The sequence below is a fragment of the Salinimonas iocasae genome, from assembly GCF_006228385.1.
Taxonomy (GTDB): Bacteria; Pseudomonadota; Gammaproteobacteria; order Enterobacterales; family Alteromonadaceae; genus Alteromonas; species Alteromonas iocasae.
In genome coordinates this window covers 57458-77546 of the sequence record NZ_CP039853.1, presented here as the reverse complement: position 1 = coordinate 77546, position 20089 = coordinate 57458, and the positions used below count along the sequence as shown (strand labels likewise).

Annotated in this window: 23 protein-coding genes; 3 read left to right on the top strand and 20 right to left on the bottom strand. The window is 44.5% G+C overall.

Annotated features, from left to right (window positions below):
- Nucleotides 1–10: 10 nt before the first annotated feature.
- The 8 genes from FBQ74_RS17550 to FBQ74_RS17515 all read right to left on the bottom strand — a co-directional run bounded on the left by FBQ74_RS17550 (nt 11) and on the right by FBQ74_RS17515 (nt 6704).
- On the bottom strand, nt 11–664 hold the full coding sequence (locus FBQ74_RS17550; RefSeq protein ID WP_139758062.1) for a methyltransferase family protein: 654 nt from the start codon (nt 662–664) through the stop codon (nt 11–13).
- Nucleotides 654–977 (bottom strand): DUF2933 domain-containing protein, encoded by a 324-nt coding sequence (locus FBQ74_RS17545; protein ID WP_013755268.1) that lies wholly within the window; start codon nt 975–977, stop codon nt 654–656. The genes FBQ74_RS17550 and FBQ74_RS17545 overlap by 11 nt, the downstream gene beginning before the upstream one ends.
- Nucleotides 978–1023: 46 nt before the next feature.
- On the bottom strand, nt 1024–1377 hold the full coding sequence (locus tag FBQ74_RS17540; RefSeq protein WP_044447459.1) for a cupredoxin domain-containing protein: 354 nt from the start codon (nt 1375–1377) through the stop codon (nt 1024–1026).
- 12 nt (nt 1378–1389) lie between these two features.
- Nucleotides 1390–3738, bottom strand: a complete 2349-nt coding sequence (locus tag FBQ74_RS17535) for a heavy metal translocating P-type ATPase (RefSeq protein ID WP_176582454.1) — start codon at nt 3736–3738, stop codon at nt 1390–1392.
- 24 nt (nt 3739–3762) lie between these two features.
- On the bottom strand, nt 3763–4173 hold the full coding sequence (locus FBQ74_RS17530; protein WP_117316834.1) for a MerR family transcriptional regulator: 411 nt from the start codon (nt 4171–4173) through the stop codon (nt 3763–3765).
- Between the two features lie 119 nt (nt 4174–4292).
- Nucleotides 4293–5303: a hydrogenase expression/formation protein HypE gene (gene hypE / locus FBQ74_RS17525; protein ID WP_269750735.1), complete on the bottom strand. Its 1011-nt coding sequence runs from the start codon at nt 5301–5303 to the stop codon at nt 4293–4295.
- A gap of 29 nt (nt 5304–5332) precedes the next feature.
- The gene (locus FBQ74_RS17520) at nt 5333–5626 is read right to left on the bottom strand and encodes a Kae1-like domain-containing protein (protein ID WP_223858474.1); all 294 of its coding nucleotides are present in this window, start codon (nt 5624–5626) and stop codon (nt 5333–5335) included.
- Between the two features lie 16 nt (nt 5627–5642).
- On the bottom strand, nt 5643–6704 hold the full coding sequence (locus FBQ74_RS17515; RefSeq protein ID WP_223858468.1) for a hypothetical protein: 1062 nt from the start codon (nt 6702–6704) through the stop codon (nt 5643–5645).
- A gap of 22 nt (nt 6705–6726) precedes the next feature.
- Between FBQ74_RS17515 and FBQ74_RS19180 the strand changes: the two genes are divergently transcribed.
- Nucleotides 6727–6882, top strand: a complete 156-nt coding sequence (locus FBQ74_RS19180) for a hypothetical protein (protein ID WP_232372043.1) — start codon at nt 6727–6729, stop codon at nt 6880–6882.
- Here the strand turns inward: FBQ74_RS19180 and FBQ74_RS17510 are convergent.
- From FBQ74_RS17510 to FBQ74_RS17485, 6 genes are all read right to left on the bottom strand, one after another.
- Entirely contained in the window at nt 6879–7673 is a 795-nt protein-coding gene (locus FBQ74_RS17510) for a multiheme c-type cytochrome (RefSeq protein ID WP_013755284.1), read from the bottom strand. The genes FBQ74_RS19180 and FBQ74_RS17510 overlap by 4 nt on opposite strands.
- Nucleotides 7670–8428, bottom strand: a complete 759-nt coding sequence (locus FBQ74_RS17505) for a hypothetical protein (RefSeq protein WP_013755285.1) — start codon at nt 8426–8428, stop codon at nt 7670–7672. Before FBQ74_RS17505 ends, FBQ74_RS17510 begins: the two co-directional genes overlap by 4 nt.
- Nucleotides 8428–10365: a 2Fe-2S iron-sulfur cluster-binding protein gene (locus tag FBQ74_RS17500; protein WP_139758061.1), complete on the bottom strand. Its 1938-nt coding sequence runs from the start codon at nt 10363–10365 to the stop codon at nt 8428–8430. Before FBQ74_RS17500 ends, FBQ74_RS17505 begins: the two co-directional genes overlap by 1 nt.
- Entirely contained in the window at nt 10362–11207 is an 846-nt protein-coding gene (locus FBQ74_RS17495; RefSeq protein ID WP_117316838.1) for a hypothetical protein, read from the bottom strand. The genes FBQ74_RS17500 and FBQ74_RS17495 overlap by 4 nt, the downstream gene beginning before the upstream one ends.
- Nucleotides 11208–11236: 29 nt before the next feature.
- A complete protein-coding gene (locus tag FBQ74_RS17490) occupies nt 11237–11593 on the bottom strand; it encodes a hypothetical protein (protein ID WP_139758060.1) in 357 nt (118 codons plus the stop codon).
- 64 nt (nt 11594–11657) lie between these two features.
- Entirely contained in the window at nt 11658–12113 is a 456-nt protein-coding gene (locus FBQ74_RS17485) for a hypothetical protein (RefSeq protein WP_139758059.1), read from the bottom strand.
- 443 nt (nt 12114–12556) lie between these two features.
- Between FBQ74_RS17485 and FBQ74_RS17475 the strand changes: the two genes are divergently transcribed.
- Both FBQ74_RS17475 and FBQ74_RS17470 read left to right on the top strand, forming a co-directional pair.
- Complete coding sequence (locus tag FBQ74_RS17475; RefSeq protein WP_117316843.1) at nt 12557–14677, top strand: SDR family NAD(P)-dependent oxidoreductase; 2121 nt, start codon at nt 12557–12559, stop codon at nt 14675–14677.
- Between the two features lie 75 nt (nt 14678–14752).
- The gene (locus FBQ74_RS17470; RefSeq protein WP_232366234.1) at nt 14753–15088 is read left to right on the top strand and encodes a hypothetical protein; all 336 of its coding nucleotides are present in this window, start codon (nt 14753–14755) and stop codon (nt 15086–15088) included.
- A 99-nt stretch (nt 15089–15187) separates the two neighbouring features.
- On the opposite strand, the gene FBQ74_RS17465 is transcribed toward FBQ74_RS17470, so the two are convergent.
- Genes FBQ74_RS17465 through FBQ74_RS17440 form a run of 6 tightly spaced genes read right to left on the bottom strand, consistent with a single transcriptional unit; the run spans nt 15188 to nt 20089 of the window.
- On the bottom strand, nt 15188–15892 hold the full coding sequence (locus tag FBQ74_RS17465) for a DUF1624 domain-containing protein (RefSeq protein ID WP_117316845.1): 705 nt from the start codon (nt 15890–15892) through the stop codon (nt 15188–15190).
- A gap of 11 nt (nt 15893–15903) precedes the next feature.
- Nucleotides 15904–16389: a nuclear transport factor 2 family protein gene (locus FBQ74_RS17460; protein ID WP_117316847.1), complete on the bottom strand. Its 486-nt coding sequence runs from the start codon at nt 16387–16389 to the stop codon at nt 15904–15906.
- Between the two features lie 26 nt (nt 16390–16415).
- The gene (locus FBQ74_RS17455) at nt 16416–16895 is read right to left on the bottom strand and encodes a YybH family protein (RefSeq protein WP_117316848.1); all 480 of its coding nucleotides are present in this window, start codon (nt 16893–16895) and stop codon (nt 16416–16418) included.
- A gap of 12 nt (nt 16896–16907) precedes the next feature.
- Nucleotides 16908–17822: a copper resistance D family protein gene (locus FBQ74_RS17450; RefSeq protein ID WP_139758058.1), complete on the bottom strand. Its 915-nt coding sequence runs from the start codon at nt 17820–17822 to the stop codon at nt 16908–16910.
- Between the two features lie 14 nt (nt 17823–17836).
- Nucleotides 17837–18238: a copper resistance CopC family protein gene (locus FBQ74_RS17445; protein ID WP_071978933.1), complete on the bottom strand. Its 402-nt coding sequence runs from the start codon at nt 18236–18238 to the stop codon at nt 17837–17839.
- 18 nt (nt 18239–18256) lie between these two features.
- Nucleotides 18257–20089, bottom strand: coding sequence for a 2Fe-2S iron-sulfur cluster-binding protein (locus FBQ74_RS17440; protein ID WP_139758057.1), 1833 nt, complete (start codon nt 20087–20089; stop codon nt 18257–18259).

Sequence of the window (20089 nt, the reverse complement as noted above, 5' to 3'; positions counted from 1 at the left end):
TTTGAAATCCTTACACGGGGCTTGAAACGTTTGAATTGAGAAATCGTGGGAACCAACCTGGCGTGGCTTGCTTATATTGCCTATAGGTATCACCAAACTCAGTTTCGGCGTGCTGCTCTTCGCGTTTGGCCAGTCGAACATAGACAACAATGAGAATGGGAAACATGAGCAAAGTGGGTAGTGTTGGCCATTGCAGTAAAAAGCCAAACATGATCACAATGAAGGCAACATATTGGGGATGCCGACAACGTGCGTACCAACCGCTGGTCGCTAATCTGCTCGTTTTTTGCGCGTGATGCAGGACATTCCACGAAGCAGATAAAACAAAGAATCCTAAAACGATGAGAACATTACTCAAGATGTGCAGTACATCCCAATGCGCATCGCCAGATAACCCCAACAGTGTATGCCACAAGTGACCATTTTCGTGACTTAAAAAATCTACGCCTGGGTAACTTTCGGCTAACCAACCGGACAAAAAATAGATGGTAAGCGGGAAACCATACATTTCAGTAAATAACGCCACGATAAAAGCGGAAAATACGCCTAAGCTTCGCCAGTCTGTTTTTGACTTCGGCTTGACGAAACTAAACGCAAAAAAGATAAATATTGCGGAGTTAATGATGACTAACGTCCAAAGCCCATAATCTGATTCACCGTGCATTGTCGCTCTCCGTTTTACGTCTTTCCTTGCGTGCCTGCTCTAACCCTTCGATATAACCTTGTCTGTATTGATCATTGTCTTCGGTTTGCTCTTTAAATGTTTGCTCGTCGTTAGTATGTGTCTCATGCCCTTTACCATGACTTCCGTGCATAAAGATATGCATCACTGGGCATAGCAGCAGGATCAAGTATGGTAAATAAGGGAAAACATGTTCACCATGCTCGACAAACAAGAAATAGCTTGCCGCCGCTATAAGTCCGATGGCGGACCAACCACTGGGGGTGCGCCAAAAAGGTAATTTTTGTTTATTCACAATACACCTCGCTTTTGTGTCTTTTAAGTTTTCAGAAAACGGTAAATCACTTGATCACCAAAGTGCCACGGTACATTTGCATCTGACAATGAAACGGATAGCGACCTGCCTTTTTGGGGGGAATAGTGACCATCACACGCTTGTTAAGCACTAATGTTTCACTGATCTCCAACTCGGGTATTAGTAGTGTTTCCGCACAGGGGGTCGCATCTTCTCTGTAGAACATCAGTTGTACAGACTCATTCGCGGGCACTGTGATATTGGCAGGTTGATATACGCCATCTTTCACGCGGACTTCGATGCTGCCGTCTCGTACTTCAGTTGACTTTGTTTGGTAAAGCCAAAACCACCATACAATAAGCCCAATCACGACTAACCCTATCAAATTAATCCACATCATCTTTAGGTTCTCCTAGTGCTCTTTAGCTTTGAATAAACGTAATCGATTCGCGTTGGTCACTACCGTTAACGACGAGAATGCCATCGCTGCACCGGCAATTACTGGGCTTAGTAGTAAGCCTAAAAATGGATAAAAAACACCTGCAGCAAATGGGATCCCCGCGACGTTATAGATAAATGCTCCGAAGAGATTCTGCTTTATGTTTCTCAGCGTTGCCTTACTCACTGCAATCGCATCCGCTAACCCATGTAAGGAGCCTCGCATCAACGTGATATCTGCACTTTCTATTGCGACATCAGTGCCTGTTCCGATAGCAAATCCGACGTTGGCATGGGCTAAGGCGGGCGCATCATTGATCCCATCGCCGGTCATTCCGACGATTTCACCCTCACGTTGAAGTTCGAGCACTTTGTTTGCTTTATCTTCTGGCATCACTTCAGCAACGTAATCAACAATCCCCGCTTTTCGAGCAACGGCTTTTGCAGTCATACGATTGTCCCCCGTCAACATCACCACACGTATTCCGTTGTGCTGTAGGCGGTTAATCGCATCTATTGAGTCTGATTTTATGGGATCGGCAACAGCAATGACGGCAACTAATTTTGAATCAATCGCGAAATACATTGGGGTTTTAGCCTCTGCGGCCAGCCTCTGCGCTTTATCAACGTAATGATGAAGTTCTATTGATTTTTCTTTCATCAATTTTTCATTGCCAAATAGCAAACGCTGAGAATTCAGTGTTGCCGCTACGCCCTTCCCTGCAATGGACTCAAAATCAGTCACCGAGTGGATCGGCACACCTTGCTCTTTCGCTGATTCAACGATCGCCATTGCGAGTGGGTGTTCGGAACCCGACTCCAGGCTTGCAGCTAACGAAAGCACGTCATCTTGATTGTGAGCTGACGCAATAACAACGTCGGTAACTTTAGGCGCCCCCTCTGTTATGGTGCCGGTCTTATCTAATACCATTGTGGTAATTTTCGAAGCAGATTGCAGCGCTTCACCGTTGCGGATAAGTACGCCTGCTTCAGCCGCCTTGCCAACCCCGACCATGACCGACATCGGCGTGGCTAAACCTAATGCGCAAGGACATGCAATAATCAGTACCGTGGTTGCTGACACGATTGCGAAGGCAACCTCGGGAGCCGGACCAAAATTGAGCCACGCTAGTGCGCTCATTACGGCAATGATCATAACAACCGGCACGAAATAGGCAGAAATAACATCTGCCAATCGACCAATAGGTGGTTTTGAATTTTGTGCACGTTTTACCATGTTGATGATCTGAGCTAGCGCGGTGTCTTTTCCCACGCGTTCTGCCCGAAAGACGATAGAGCCTGATTTGTTGATGGTACCGGCCACAACCTCATCGTCTTTTCGCTTCTCAATTGGCATAGGCTCACCCGTTAGCATTGATTCATCAATACTGGTTTGGCCCTCGACGACTACACCATCTACAGAAATGCGTTCTCCGGGTCGAACTCGGATAAGATCATTGAGCAAAACATCTTCAATAGGAATATCAATATCATCGCCATCTCGAATGACACGTGCAGTCTTGGCTTGCAAGCCTATCAGCCTTTTAATGGCCTCTGAGGTTTTACCGCGTGCTTTGATCTCAAGGGCCAGGCCCAAATTAATTAGGCCGATGATCATGGCGGTTGCCTCAAAATAAACATGTCGTGCCATTTCAGGGACATACCCCGGAAAGAACACAACTGTCATCGAGTACAACCAGGCGGTTCCTGTACCCAAGGCTATCAAAGTATCCATATTGGCCGAATGATTTTTAAACGAATTCCATGCACCCACATAAAAATGACGACCAGAGAACACCATGACACCTAATGTCATGAGCCCAATAATCAACCATACAATTCGCTCCGTGGTCGTGTTGACGCTCATTTCCCCGGTTACCAAACCATAGATCATGAGCGGTACTCCAAGCGACAATGCAATGACCATATGTCGCATTAGCTTTTTATAATATGCCCAATCCGCTTGCTCTTTTTCTTCAATGGCAGCCTCATCAGAATCGGCATTTGCCAGCGTTGCGTTATACCCAGCTTCTTCTACCGCACGAACCAGTTCGCTTGGCGAGGCATTACTATTGATAAGCACTGTACGCTGTGCAAAGTTCATTTCTGCGCTGGTGACGCCTGCGACTTGTTTTAAGGCTGTTTCAATTTTAGTGACGCAACTGGCACAACTCGCCCCTTGAATATTAAGTTGTATCTCGCCTGCATCGGAAGACACCTGTCTGGTCTGCGTTTTAGTGTCAACCGCTTCGTTCGCGGTTGATGTTTTATCGCCGCCACTACAACACCCATGTGCTTTCGCACTGTCTGTTTTAGAATTCATAAACCACTCCCTATTTAAACCTTGTTATGACTTAAGCGCTGTGAAACCTTCAATTAAATGGCATATCGTATCGGCCGTTGGAGGTTGATCGGGTTTGTTTTGCCACTCTGAAGTGGCTAAGCGCATGCGCTCTCTAAGTTCATGCATGTCCTGATACCGCTGTTCAGTCTCTTTCAACCTCTTTTCAATAAGACGCCTTACCGTTGGACACGGCGCATTGGTTTGTGGAGATGTAACTAGGATCTCTTTAATATCATTGACCGAAAAACCTAGTGACCGAGCACTTAAAATGAATCGTAGTCGCGTCACATCCGCTGGCCGATAATACTTGTATCCATTGTGGGATCTATTTGGGACCAAAAGTCCAATGCGCGTATAATAGCGTACGGTATCAACGCTAATATCTAGTGCATCTGCTATTTGTTTTACCCGCATTTTAAACCCCCTTCTTTATCAACATAGTTGTGCTGCTACAACACGCCTTTAATCCTATGTTTTACTCTCACCTTCATACGATAAACCTGTGAGCCGCTCACAGGTCAACACCTAAACCTTCAACAGATCCGTGGAAGTGGCTCATCTTCAAGTTCACTCATGAAGCGTCGCCCTCCCATTGGCGTAATAATCGACACGCGGCCCTTTAAGTCTGTATTTTTTGATATAACACCAATATGTTGGGCATTTTCACCGTTTTTTATACCCCGCCAATGAGTGAGTACTTCGCTGCTAATATCGGGACTGACAATTGCAATAACGCGTCCCTCACAAGCCAAAACGAAAGGATCAAAGCCTAGAATGTCACACACGCTTGCGACCTCTGGACGCACCGGAATGTTATTTTCAATTAGCTCGATATTGAAACCCGTTTCAGTTGCCACGTCATGGAGTAACACTGATAGTCCTCCACGCGTTGGGTCTCGGACAAAACGAACGCCTTCTAAGTCTCTGATTGCATTGACTAACGGGAAAACGCTGGCACAGTCGGACTTTAATTGGCCATGCAACCCATAGTCCTCACGCGCCAGTAATACGCAAGCACCGTGATCGCCAACAGAGCCACTGACAAGTACATGATCGCCCGGCCTTATAAGACTCGTATCCCAAATTGGTGTTTCTTGGCTGTCACCCACACCCGTTGTATTGATATAAACGCCACCACCGAATCCCTTTGGAACGACTTTAGTATCTCCCGTTATTATGGACACATTGGTTTCTACAGCAGCTTGATGCATTTTATGGACAACCTCCTTGAGAGCCGTCATCGAAAAGCCTTCTTCAATAATGAATGCAGTACTGATATACCGAGGGGTCGCGCCAACGACAGCCAGATCATTCACGGTACCGTAAATACTTAATGCCCCCACATTGCCACCTGGAAATGTGTAAGGTGAGACAACGAAGCTATCGGTTGTCATACTCAGAAAGGGACCGGCGAAGGTTACCGAAGCCGCGTCGTGTAACAGATCTAGTTCTTTATTGGCAGTATTTTTAAACACATCATTAATAAGTTTTTTGGTCAATATTCCACCATTGCCTTGCGCTAACCGAATAGTATCGGTGTCCAACGGTTCTGATGATGCTCGATTATTACGCTCTATGCCTTTCGTGATGATCTCCTTGAGCAATATTCGTGAATTTGCCCGACACTTATTGCTGCATCGTTTAAAGGTAAACTGCTTGGAATAACAACAGGAATGTCTGATTGTGCAAAACGTTCAGCTAGGCCATCGCATAAAATGCGGTTTTGGAAGACGCCTCCGGCCAAACCAATATGTTTGAAATCATACTTTTTGCGACAACGCTGGGTTAACTCCCACGCAGTTTCAATGAGTGATGCGTGAAAATTTGCGACGCGAACTGCTGGCGAACATGTTTTTGCGGATTGCATTAGCCTCTGTCCTCTATTAACTGTGCGGTGCTGGTATCGACCAGCCAATCACAAAGGATAAGGAAACAACAATCGCGGAAATACCAAGCAATTGAAGCGATTTGAAGCGTTGTTCTTTGGGGCGCAGTAGTACTAGCTTGAATGCGATGAGTGTTTGTATAAGGTAATAAAGTGCAAATCCCTTTGACGCGAGATTAATGATTTCAAATACGTTGGATGACCAAACTAATATGCCGGCAATCGCGATGACAAGAACATAATAAAACTGAGGAGATATAGATAAATGGAAGAGCTCTTTTAGCAAACCACCGCCACCTATGGTATCGGCTAATGCGGCACTTAACTGGCTTGCCGTCGCGGCCACAAGTAATAATATCGGCAATACCCAAATGGCTTGACCCAGGGTATAGCTAATGGTTGTTTCATTCAGTTCGGTTATCGGAAAATCGAGAAAAATGGGACAGGTTAAACCAATAAAAACAACGTAAAGGAAAATGGCAATCCACTGGGCATATCGTCCCGCTTTAATACGCTGCTCTGCATTATAGCTATTGCCCATAAAACGCGTGGTTTCGAACCCTTGTGTCACCATGAGCATACCGGCAAGCATGCTAAGGGTTTCAAAATGGCTGAGGGATTGTATCGCCTCATGTTTAAACCACGCACTTTTTACTTGTATATCGTAAGTTGCTAGTGCTGTTAGTACACCAATAATAATCGCCAACTTAATTGTGACTGCGAATAACTCGATGGTTTCCAATCCTCTTGCACCACGAAGCCAAGCGACCAACATAATGATGACAAGCAGCCCACTGGTAAACAATTTGATGAGCGTTGTATCGTCAATAGCAAAGCGGTCAAAGACAAACGCGGCAAACAAGCTAATGTAAAACGCCACAGAAATTGCGTATGCAGCACCGAGGGCCCATTGACTGGCTTTCTCAAGCGTTGCGATACTGCCGTGTGAATTGCGAGCAAGCTCAGGCTCTGCATGACGTATATTGAAGCGAATGACTGAACCCAACAAATATGCCAGAGTCGACAATAAAATAATGCCCAGTAGCGCCCATTTACCCATTACCGAATGCAGCAGTGGTGCAATGATCAAAAAGCCACTGCCAATAATTGAAGCCAGCGGTGTTACTGTCGCTCGCCATTGGACAGATTGTCGTAGGCGAGGCAGAAACAATACTATTGCTACCAACAGTGAGGTTGCCAGCGCAATGGAATTTGTGATCACAGTTTCTCCCCCTTAATGATGCTTGTACCAGCCGGCACGCTTAATATCGTTCCAGGAAGTCGATTGATGACAGGCATAACACGCCTCCACTTTGGCTTTTGGCTCGCCAGCGACTTTGGCGGAAATCATTTTAAAATGTTGCATGTAGTGACTGGGCGGCGCTTCATGACATTGATTGCAATCACGAGATTGACTCGAGGGGTGAATAAACGTCGGCAGTGACCACTTGTCTGTACTGTGGCATTGCACGCAATCCTCTCCGAACAACGTAAAGTGGCGATCATCGTTGCTGTGGCACTGTGAACAATTCAATAATGCTTCTTTATCACTGACGTCGGGATGCACAAATAGGGGATCAGCCGTTTGCTTATTCGCTAGAACATTTTCTAAAAAAGCCATCGTGGCTGCGCCTTCGTCAAACGGCACGTTTGGGTTGGGGAGCATATTGAACCCAATATCGACCAATGCAATATGGTTCATCAGTGAAATCTTAGCATCTTCACCTTGATGCTCAGTATGACAACTAGCACATTCTGTTATGTCGGCGTGAAACGCAGTAGGTTGACGCGCGACGATATGCGTATCATTTGCATGACAGGCCACACACTTGTCGCGCTCAACGCCTTCTACTGGCGTGTGACAACTCAAGCAGTCATCCGCCAAAAACGCATGCGCTTTGCTCAGTGAACCAGGCTCTACCATTTGTTCCCATGGAATTTTTGAAAGATCCTCTGGTGTGTGAAAAAAATGGCTAACACCAAAGCCCGCTGCGACTAAGCCCAGAATGACTATTATCCACTTGATCATAACCAGCGTAGTCCAAAGTAAACTTCACTGAAAATGTGAAAGAACAATACGCCATAGAGCGTTATCGAAATCACGATATGAAATTTCAACCAACGAGCAAACCAAGTTTTCGCAGTGTCGTGAATCAGAATGCTGTATTCAACATCAGAAATGGCATCGATAATAGATAGAACCTTACTCTCTTGTCGAAACAGCTTACTTTGCGCTGAAGTAGGTACACTTAAAGCAATGTATGGAATATGTCTCGCTGATGTTTGGGCGAAAGTCGAATATCTTACGTCGCAGACCGCGTCTTTTAGAGATTGTTTGGCGCTTGAAAGTGCACCTTGGAGTTCGGTCACTTGACGCTTTTTCTCTTTCACATTTGAGGAAATAAGTCCTAGTACATACCGACCAACAAATCCACTGATCACAACGACCATCATAAAGATGATGATGGAGACTCCAGTAGCACTATCAAAACGATGGGCGCTATGGATGAGTGCAAGAATAGGTCCCAATACTCCAGCATAAATATGAATGCGCAGTAGCGTAGGCATGGCTATTTGCTTGGTCACGACTTTCTTAAGTGCTTTGTTGCGTTTAATGATCATGTAAAGCAACGGAATAAACATCAATACCAGCGCAGTCAAACCAACGACAAATCCAGCAAAGCTGCCAGGGAATGCTGGGTCACGGTGCCACACAAACCCTAGCCAAAGTAAGATCATTAAGACCACCAAGCTGCCTACAATGGTTCGTTCTTGACTATTCACTATGCTTCCACCTCCACATCAGTTTTAGGGATGGCTTGACAGGCTAAAATATAACCACTGACCCTATCTTCTGCCTCCAACCCATCATCAACCTCCATATCAACATCGCCGCGCAGTAATTTCACTTTGCAACTGCCGCAAGAGCCTGCCCGGCACGAATTCTCAATATCAACATCAAGTCCATCAGCAACGTCCAATACGGTTTCATCTGTGCCGGCTTGTGCCTGTGCATTTGATAAACTAAATCGCACTTGGCGCGTATTGTTTACAGGCGTGTTTGGGGCGACCTCCGTTTTAGTGGCCGTTTTCTTCGGACTCGCACCACCGAAAGCTTCTGTTTTAATATTCGCTTCAGGCATACCCAATTCAGATAAAATATCCTTGGTTGCATCCATCATTGCCGGCGGCCCACAAATGTGTGCTGTTTTTAATGCTATGTCCGGCACGAATTCATTTATCAATGCCGATGAAAAACGCCCCTGAGGTCCCATCCAAGATGTGCCATCCGCCTGTGTCATACTGACGAGTACTTTCAACCTTGGGTGACGTGCTTGTAGATATTTTAATTCCTGTTCAAAAATAAAATCGTTAGACGTTCGCGTACAAAACAGAAAATAAATGTCACCGTCCCAGCACGTCGTGGTTAAATAACGTACCGCGCTCATCATGGGCGTGATCCCAACCCCCCCTGAAATCAATACAACACTACTTGCATCTTGACCATTGAAGTAAAACTTGCCGCCAGGCGCTTTAATTGAAAGCGTATCTCCCACATTTACGACGTCATGCATATGACGAGAAACAACACCGAATTCCTCGCGTTTGATGGTGACTTCAAAGTAATACTGCTCAGTGGGTGATGATGCGATGGTGTAAGACCGCTTCACCGGTTTTTCAACACCATCAATCGTGAGCGTAAAAGTCACAAATTGTCCAGGTTCAAAACTAAATGGGATGACTTGACCATCGGCGCTGGCAAGTCGAAACGTTTTAACATCATGGGTCTCATGAAAAATACCGGTGACTTGCATACTGCCACTATAGACACCTTTACGCGGTGACATAGTCGTAGAAGGTAATACATGCGCTGTAGCGGGTATTAAAACAGCGTCAGTCCCTACAGGTGCGTTAGTAGGTATCTCGTTAGGTGATGTTTGCTTAGTGGGCGCAGAAGCGCTTGCGGTCTCAGTGGACCTAAGCTCTTCTAGCAATGCGGCAGCTCTGCGCATTTTAAATCCATAAACATACACCATGACGACAGTGAAGATCAGCAGAACAAGCATCACTGCAGTATGAAACGGCGTCATGCCAAATAGTGTTGAGGAATCATTCACTGGTGAACTGGGTAGCAAATTCATTTGCGATTTAAACCAGGTTAATGCCACTCTTCTGGGATCTTGCCCATCTTGTATTGCCCGTTTTGCCGCAAGACCACTATCAAAATGCGCGATCCCTTCTTTAACGGTCTCAACAGCTACTTGCATTTGGGTATAGTCATCAACGGCTGCGGCACGGGCGAGCGATTCAAACCCGGTAGTCAGTTGTTCACTTCCTTGTTGCATACGCGCCGACGCTTTGCCTAAGATACTATCTCTTTGTTCCGGCGTGGTTGATTGCATCCGCATTAAAGTTGGATAGAGATCTTTAGGTTTAGGCGCTCCCATTTTCTCCATCATTTTATCCATGCCTTTTGCCATACCTGGCCCCATCATTGCGTTGGCATTGCCCGGCTGACCTTTAACTTGGTTGGCTAAAGGCGGAGAATCTGTGCTTGCCGCAACAATCGGCCCATTCGCTGCCTCAGGATGATGACTGGCATGCTCACTATCCTCAGTCTGTTGCTGTGCGTGCGCATTTATAATCACGAAAAAAAGAACGACGTTTAGAATGACACAATAGCGGTGAATGATTGATGCGCGTTTACTCCCCCTAGTCATGACGCATCCTTTTGTTCAGCCGCCCATAGCGCATTTATTTTCGCAATCTGCGGGGGTGTTAATACTGAGACGGCTTTCCCCACCGAAGCAATAAACTGTAGGCGTAGGGTGCTGTTTATGGCCTCTATTTCACTAATGGTGTCTTTAATATTGTCGTATTGAGGCAATCCTTGGGCTGTCAATTCCCACAATAATGCCTCTAATGCACTACGCTGCTGCGCAAGGCTTTTTTGGGAAGACTCCCACTCAGATTGAATCGATAACAACGTTTGATACTGCGTATCTGTTAGTTCTAATGTTGTTGTGTGGTTTAAGAAAAAGGCTTGTTCACCAAGGTGGTAAATATGAGGTGCACTACTCGCACCTGGCAAGCTTATCGTTGATGAAGGTTTGGATATCTCCGGTGTATTTTGTTCAGGAGGCATACCCATCATCGAACTATTTTTCATCATCATCTTACACATCATCCCCATGCAAGACTTTCCGTTCATTGTCATCTTCTTTTTCCCTTTTCCCATGCCCATCTTCATCTTGCTCGTCGCTTTAGGGGGCGTAGATGATTCGTTGAGTTGAGGGCTGGCATCGCTTTGTTTAACGCCGATATTGCTTTTTGATCGCGCTGCCAGTGAGTTGTCTAATGAGCGCAAAGCTGATTGGATCTTTGCAAAGTCAGCCGGTGCTAACTCGGGCGCAGTGTCTGAAGATTGTGTTTCTTGAGATTTTTCTTTCGAACTAGTTTGTTGTGTTATCGCTGAACACGCGGTTGTGAATAAGACACTAGATAATACCAGACTCACAATAGCCGCTAAACGGTAGGTTTGGTGACACTCTCTAATCTTCACAACGGCATGCTCCTATTCAAAAATATCGATTAAAACCCACGATCAAACTCAACCATGTCATAACGTGCAAGTTCGCCATCAAGTACAGTAGCCTCTGCAAAATGCTCATCCTTCGTCTTACCTAATCGAATTTTGCCCACAAATTCGCGCGAGTAGCCGTCTTCCCCTTCAGAAATTGCTGTCGCATCAAAATCGGTGCGATAAACATTAAAGACTTGATGTTCTTTGAGACCATCGGTGTCAGAGACACACACAACTACTTGTTTATCATCGACGGTAACAACCTGCCCACTCATGATGTAGTCATGGTATATCTGGCTTGCACAGCCCCCTAGTAGCCCAACAGACAAGATTGCAATTGATAAAAGCTTGATTAATTTGTTCATGTAAAACTCCCGCGATTATTAAAAGAAAAGAGGCAGTCGCTTTTCCTGCCTCATAACGCATTGATTAGTTCTTTTTATGCTTGTGTATTGGCTTCGCTTTTTCAGCCGTATGTCCCATCATTTGCCCCATCATGTCTTCCATCATGGCCATACGCTGTTCCATCATTTTCATTTTGTCATCAGTCGACATATCACTGTGTTTATGCTTCATGCCCATGCCGCCTTTCATTCCTTTTCCATCTTTCATTCCCATCGAATCTTTGCCTTCCATCATGCCCATCATGTCTTGCATCTTTTGGGCATGCTCATGCAACATGGCTTCGCGCTTTTCAGGATCAGATTCACTTTTTACTTCATCTAAAACTGCTTGCATTTCTTCCATATGTGTTTGCATTTTCTTCATCATCTGACTGTCCATCATCGGCATGTCAGATTTATCAGTGTGTTGATGCGCGTAAGAAGTCGCAATTGGCGCAGCGACAAGGGCGCTGGCCAGTAATAATGACGTTAATGTTTTCATAATTTTTCCTTTAATTGTGCTCACATGAGCGGTTTAGGTTTGAAATAGACGACTTGTCACCTTAATTCTATGTCTTAGACTCAGGTCAAGGTGCTATTTGGGCGATAAAAATTCGGCCAAAACCTCAAGCTCTTCATCTGTTATAGGCATTTGTGGCATTGCAGATTAGTGCTATCGTAATTTTTTGCACCCGATTTATCCTTTGCTTTTGATGAAATCCATCCTATAAATCACACGATAAATGTAATTGATTTAGATCAATCCTTCACGACAATCGGATTACAGAATCATTACATTTCCGTAATCAAATCATCGATTTATTTATCCTTGGTTCAAAATTATCTATGCTCAAGCTGCGTCAACAGGTCTCCTCATAGCTACTTTGCAGCGGCATATGCTGAATACCAGATGCAATTTTTAATTGGGTGAGCGGATAATAAGAAATGACGAAACACAAAATTGCGGTAATTACCGGTGCAGGATCAGGGATTGGATTAGCATTGACTAATGAATTCTTATCAAGGGATCCAAATATGCTTGTTGTTGCACTGTGTCGTGATAGCTCAGAACTAGGAGCGTTCAATGAAAAATTTGAACCCCGCCTCATCATAGAACACGTTGATTTTAATAACGAAGCGGCAACGATTGAAATTCAAGAAACGCTTAGCCAATACGAACAGATTGATTACTTAGTGCATTGTGCAGGTATTGTCACACCGCTTAAACCTATTCAATCAATAGGCTACAAAGAATGGCGCACGGCACAAAGAATCAACTGCGATATCCCCTTTTTGATAACACAACTGTGCCTGGATAAGTTTAAACATAGCCGCGTACTGTATTTGACAAGCGAGCAACCCGTTAGTGCAGTGAAAGGCGCATCAGCATACTGTGTGAGTAAAACGGCTTTAAATATGGTGTGTAGTTGTTTTAGACAAGAAGTTAATGAAGATGTAGCTGTTTTTGCCACCGCAGCTCCCGGAAATGTTGATACAGCGATGCAAAAAAAAATCCGGCAAGTGCCAAGCGATGTACTGCCGATGTCGGCCTTTTTAAGAGGCTTACATGAAGAGAACAAGCTACTACCGCCGCGCCTTGTTGCACAATACCTTTGGCAATTGTTAAATCGTATAGACCCAAAGACATTTAGCAGAACAAATTGGGATTTATTGCAAAGCATTGACGAAGCGCCGCTCAACCCAATTGATACCAATAAAACTATTTCAACGAAGCCAACTGAATCTGACTTACTGTCGTTGCGAAACAAGTTAAGCGGCAGTGTCTGGGACGTTGGAAGTACAGGCTATTCAGCGCGGCGTCATGTTTTTAATCGAGCCATTTCACATTTTCCATATGCGATAGTCGTGCCTGAGTCAGACGTCGATATCATTAATACAATTGACTATGCCAATCGCCTTAATTTACAAATATCAGTTAAAGGCGGCGGCCATGGGGTAACGGGTGCGGCCGTTATTGACGGTGGCATTGTCCTTGATATGTCTGCCTTTCAAAGTATAGAACTTTGCGCAGTTGGTCAGTCAGTAAGAGTGGGCGCGGGTGTGAAAAATCATAATTTGGATCTGTTCTTATCGAAATATAAGAAAGTGATCCCATTAGGCACCTGCCCGGATGTCGGTGTTGTAGGAGCAACGTTAGGCGGCGGGATCGGTTTTTTGTCACGCAAACATGGGTTAAGTTGCGACAATGTCTTGGCGTTTAATCTGATCACAGCAGATGGTCAGCAAAGAGTTATAAACACTTTGGAACACTCTGATCTTTTTTGGGCACTACGCGGCAGTGGCGGCTCTCAATTTGGCGTTATCACCCACATAACATTTAGGCTGCACCCGGCTCCAGCTTATGTTCAAGGAGGTATCATTGAATGGCCAATTCAAAAGGCAAAGCCTATTTTAAAGCAATACAGCGATGCTGTACTGCAGGGGCCGAGAACGCAATTCTTATATGCATACATCGCTCGTTCAGCGTTACAAAATGCAAAAATATCAATTATGGGGTTTAGTGAAGACCCTGACTCCAACCTAAATAACATAGCAAAATGGGAAACGGATGCCGATATCTCTGTTACGCATAAACAATACATAGAGTGCCAGTCAAATGAATATGAACAAGGGCACGCACTTTATTGGCGCAATGGGATCATTGAAGGTGAACTTACGGAACAGTTTATTGATGCGCTTTTGCAATGCTATCAGTCTTGCCCAGACAACGCAGCGGGCATTATGCTCGATCCGTTATGTGGCGCGATCCAGGATATCGAGACCCATGAAACCGCATTTATTCATCGCGATGCCTCATTTGTATGTAGCATCACGGGTGTGACTCTGCCCGATCAAGACAATACCAAGGTTATAGACTGGGTTAATCAAACCTATGAACGATTATCCCCATTTTTTAATGGCCATGCCTACCAAAATTATGACATGGGCAACGACTGTCCATTGACCAGTTATTTCGGTCACCATGTAGAGCGTTTGATTGCTTTAAAAAAGAAATACGACCCTCAACTTAGGTTTGCAGGCTCTTTGCAGCGGGATTTACAATAAACCGTTAAGCTGGTGTAATACTTACTCAAGCGCTATGGCGATCAACCGTCAGTTGCAGTAATTAGGATATATACAGTGTTTAAATGGATGTTAGTTTTTACTCTACTTCTTCCCACCATTTGCTTTGCCGATACCGATGACTATGTTCACGCAGACTTCTATCGCGGATTAGTTGGCCTTAAAAAACAGGTTGATGAGATTAATCGAGATTTACGACTATTGGAAAATGCTACGCTTTCCAATGCAGAAGTTAATCGTCGACTTGCGCGTATTGAACAAGATATTGATGCGGTGAAAACGTTATATAATGAAGCGACACGCAATTTGGCCAACACAGTATTAACATTAACAGCCATCCTAGTTGCCGTTATTTCTGCGGTTATTGCTTGGATGAACCCACACTATTACTGATATACAAGTGCTAGAAACGCCGAGACTACTTGTAAAACAAACAACGCTCTACTTTTGTCAAAGGTCCCTTATTATCATTGTCTCATCTTCAACTTAGACTCACATAACCGAATGCGAAAGCCAATACACGCTGCCTAATGTTACAAAAAACAGAGGTTGATGTAACACATACACAGCAAGACTGTGACGTCCTAAAAACGTGATTTTAGTTGATAATTTCAGTGAAGCACAGGGATCTATACCCTTAATAAACATATGGCCAACGCCAATGCCCAGCAATACAACGCCAACCCAAGGAAATAGTGCAACATAATCGTTGGGTGATGACGGCAGCCCCAATTCCCATAAGTTAAACGGCCATTTACTTGTAACCACATTCGTTAAGAACAGTGTAATAATCCCTATCCCAATAAAACAAGCCATGACTGGATAACGTGCGAAGGGAAGGCATAGTACACTGGCCACGGCGATAAAGTGTAAAACACCAAAAAATATCCAATGACTATTGAAAAACCAATAAGTAAATAGTGATATAACGCATGCCCATACCACTATCCACATTATTCGCTTCGCAAAGGATTTCAAATCCACGCGTTGGTGATGAGCGAACACCAATGATGCACCCACACTTAAGAAAAAGAGTGATAAAATGACATACCGAAATTGTTTCCAGCCAGGACCATTTGGCACACTCCAATCTACCCAGCCAAAGAACCGCAAGTCATACGCGAAGTGAAAGATCACCATTAATACAATGGCGACCGTGCGCATGATGTCTAGGGTAACGTTGCGAGTGATGGGCATACTGACGTCGCTTAATGATGCTTGTGGGGCTTTTTATCGCGGGTAGACGAATGTGAATGTATGACTTTCCATCCATTACTCGTTCGTTTAAACAAGTACGTTTGGTAGCCCTTTTTGTCAAATGTTGAGCCAGTTTTTCTTACTTCACCAGACACATTTACGGTCGTAATCGCCCATGCCATATCGTCATCAATTGTAATATCCATATCCAATATATCGATGGTGAGGCGTTTGAGTACTTCTTTCTCTGGCTCCACATGATTTTCGACGAGATCACTTAATCCTGTGTTTTGGCCGCCTGATTCAATGTATCGAGCACCTTTATGGTCGAGATAGTGTTCATAAAAAGGCCGTCCTTGGCCCGACTCCCAACCGTTTTCAATAGCAATGATAATTTCTTCAATCGTCGCTTTGTCTTCATCTGCCTGTGATGCAAAGACGCCCAGTGTAGTTGTGCTTAACATCAGGACGAGTGAGATTCGTATAAGTAACGTCATTTAAAGTTTTCCTATAAATTAAAGTGTTAATGGGACCAATGGATATGACTTATTTTCCAATGACCATTGATAAGGTTAAGTACCAGTGTTTCATTTCCTTGCTTATCAATTTGTTTACCTTTGTATGTGCCAAGGGTGTGGCTTCTGGCAATTGAGACCGCCGTATCCCCATAAACGCGAACATGATGTTCAATTGTTGTGGTTTTGACAGCCGCAGAAAATCGCATATCAGCGTGTAAATGATGTTGCCGATATTCTTCGGCACTGCGTTCTATTCGCGATCCCTCTAAAATAATGACTTCGGATGTCAATGCACTCATGACGTCATCCGCTTGGCCATTAGATAATGCTTCGTGATAAGCGAGCACACTGCGACCCGCTGCAGTATCCAAACCACTGAAGTGAGTTGCAGAGCGCTCTATTGATTTGGGTGGCTCATGGGCAAACGTACTAAATGAAAGCAGCGCAATAGATAAAACAGTCGTTAAAACGTAATTAATTTTCATATAAATCCAAAGTTAAGATTGAGGACCAAGAACAGTAGTCAAAGCAACGGTGATCAGAAAAATGCATAGTCCAATGAGCATTTCAATTTGAATCGAACGGCGCATGTCTATCGCTGCGTTACTGTGCGTTAAAAGCTTGGGCGTTAATTTTAATTTATGCCATGCGGCAAGCAGCAGGATCGCATTGACAAAGCCCAGCTTTAACAGCAGGCTTTGTCCATAGATTTGATTGAATAAATTACCTACAGAACCAACTAGCTCCCATGCTAGCAGAGTGCCGGCAAGGATCAGCAGGCTCACCAGTCCTATAGCAAGATGACCAAATTGCCGCATCAGAGTGTAAAGCGGTGTAGGCGATAGGTGTAGGCATGCTGCTGACAACGGCCAAAGAGCGCCCATCCAGCTTAGCGCGATGATCACATGCACAGCTAATGCATAACCATATGAACGTTCCAGTTGCACGGTATGCCCGGAAAGCATGAATACATATCCAACGCTCCCCCAAAGAATTATTGCACCAAGAAGAGTCACGATAAAATGAGGCGTTTTTTTGCGAGCGAGTTGCCAATAAAACAATCCACAAAGAGCAATGCCGACGATGAATATGCACAGCCGACTTATTGCAATAGTCCCTAAAGTAGATTGTGCAACCATACGTTGCATGACCGGATCAAACATGCCTGTGAAACCCGTTTGAGACAGCGACCCCACTTGGAAAAAGAAATCCAACGTAGTCGCGAAAACACCAACTAAAGCAAACATAGCCATATACTTAATAATATGAGCTTGCAGAAGCAGACGAGCGTGAGATTGTTTTTCCAGGCTAAATGGCACTAAAAGAAGGATAAGAAATCCGCCCAAAAGCGCCGACAGTCCTAGATAGACAGTAAGCTTGGTGGATAGGATCAATACTTCCCAAATTGCCATTTTAATCTTCCTCTTTAATGGTCTTTGTGTTGACTATGGGCTTTTTTGTCATCTTGCATGGACTTGCTTCCGTGAACCATGAAGTCAAATGAACCGTCCATTTTGTGCCCATCCTCACCAAGTAACATCCACTGTGCGGTATAGTTACCCGGCGATAACGTCGGTAAGTCGTAATTAAAGAAAGTGCTAGACTCCATCGATGGAGAAAAATTAAAGTCGACAGGCTCGCCGTTTTGAGAATTTAACGTCAATTTGGCCAAACGAACTGGCTCAGTAAAAACAACGGACAATTGTGGAGGCGATGACATTAACATCGCATTGTTTTTTGGCATGGACGTTTTCAACGATGTGTGAGCATAACTGCTTGTGCTCAAGAAAAGAGCGGTCAGTAAGAACGTTGACAATAGTGTTTTCATAAATAAACCTCGGTAGTTTTAAGTAGTAGTAAATGGTGAAAATGAATCGATTTGTATAGCATTTTCATTGACGGAGTAGCGTAATAGTAATTGGGTTACATCGTTCATCATTGCCGGAGGACCGCAGAGGAAAAACAAACATCGATGGAGGCTACGGTGCGCAGACACAAATGCATTCAACGGCGTTTGTACGCGGCCCACCTGTCCATACCAAACAGAAGACGCGTTAGACACGATAGGTTGATAGGAGAAATTGGAATGCTGTGTTTCAACCGCTTTTAACCAGCAATGATTTGCCAATTCAACAGGGTGTTTGGCGCCATAAAAGAGGGTTATAGGCAGTGTCGAATGCAAGCCAAATATTAGTTCATCGATTAGAGCTTTTAGAGGTGCTATACCCGAGCCCCCACCGACCAACACAATTTCTCGTACACCAAGGTCATCAAGTAAGTTAACCCCCCCTCGAGGCGCAACTATATCAACCACCGTGCCGATGCTTAAATTACCAAGGTGAAAAGAACCGATGCCAGGTCTTTGGTTGTTAGATTGTGCCGGTTGCATTTTTATATTGAATGTAAGCACGCCACTACCATCATTTCGGTTTGCAACTGAATAATGCCTGACAGTGTTTGGATGGGAAAATGTAGCTGATTCAAAACGCGGCCAATAAGGCTGATAGCGTCTCGGTAAGTCTTTCGGAAACGCTAAAGATTGACCTTCTTTAATCGTGAATTGAACAAAACTGCCAGGCTTAAAATCCAGTGGAACACTGCCTTGATATTTAAATCTTAATTCTTTGATAAAGGGTGTAATGAATGTGTTTGAGAGCAACTCGCATGATACTGTTTTGGGGTTTGGAGACTCTACAAGCTGAACGTTGCCTTTCAAATCAGTGTTTTGCTGACAAGCTAAACGATAACCGGACAACAACCTGTCTTGAGATAAGCGGTATCGTTCTGCAACTGAAATGGCAGCCGATGGATCAAGACGCACAATACATTGGCCGCATGTTCCCCCTCCCCCACATACTGACTCAATAGAAAGGGCGTTATGCTGTAGGCAATCCAGAAGTGATTCATTGTCCTTAGCAACGACGTTTTGGAGGTAACCTTGCTGATCTCGTACCACTAAGTCTTGCTTTCTATACCACCACCCAATGAATACTTGCTTATTTTTAACGAGGCTAACCAGCCACGTAATTCCTGAAATACTCAACAGCACAGTCAGTAACGCGAGAGCCTTGATCCACCAGTGATTAAATGAGCCGGTGTTCTGATAATCCATAAAGTGCAATAGCATCAACAAGTTTGTCCATTCCCTGTTGCTATCGACGACGCCGGCTAATTCCCCTGTTGATGCTCGGACATAAATGTGTGTCGTTTCTCTGTCTGATAAACGAACATGCCAAACCGATTGTCGCTCTCTGGGTAGATGCTCTATCGGCGGATCAACACGGCGCAAATCTTGAATAGGCGAAGTTAACCGGAACTGATTGTTGACCAGATCACGGATATCGTTCGCTGTTAGTTCTATTTTATTTCCCTTTATCGCGTCTATTAACTCATACTCTCTTTCATGGGCATGTCTTGCATAGTGCGTCATAACCTTATAGGTCGGGTTTCCCAATAAGCTAAGCAGCTCAATAGAGAGCGCATTGGGTGAGCGTATAAGGACGTTCTCGACGGATATTAGGTTTTGCGTTAATACACTTCCTGCAATAGCGTCACTTGCGATTCTGGAGAGCGGTTTACTGTGCTCAGCCTGTCCGAGTAAAAAACCCGTAGCGAGCCAAACCATTAATTGTGAAAACACAATCAATGCAAGGTATTTGTGAATGATCCGCCAGAACAT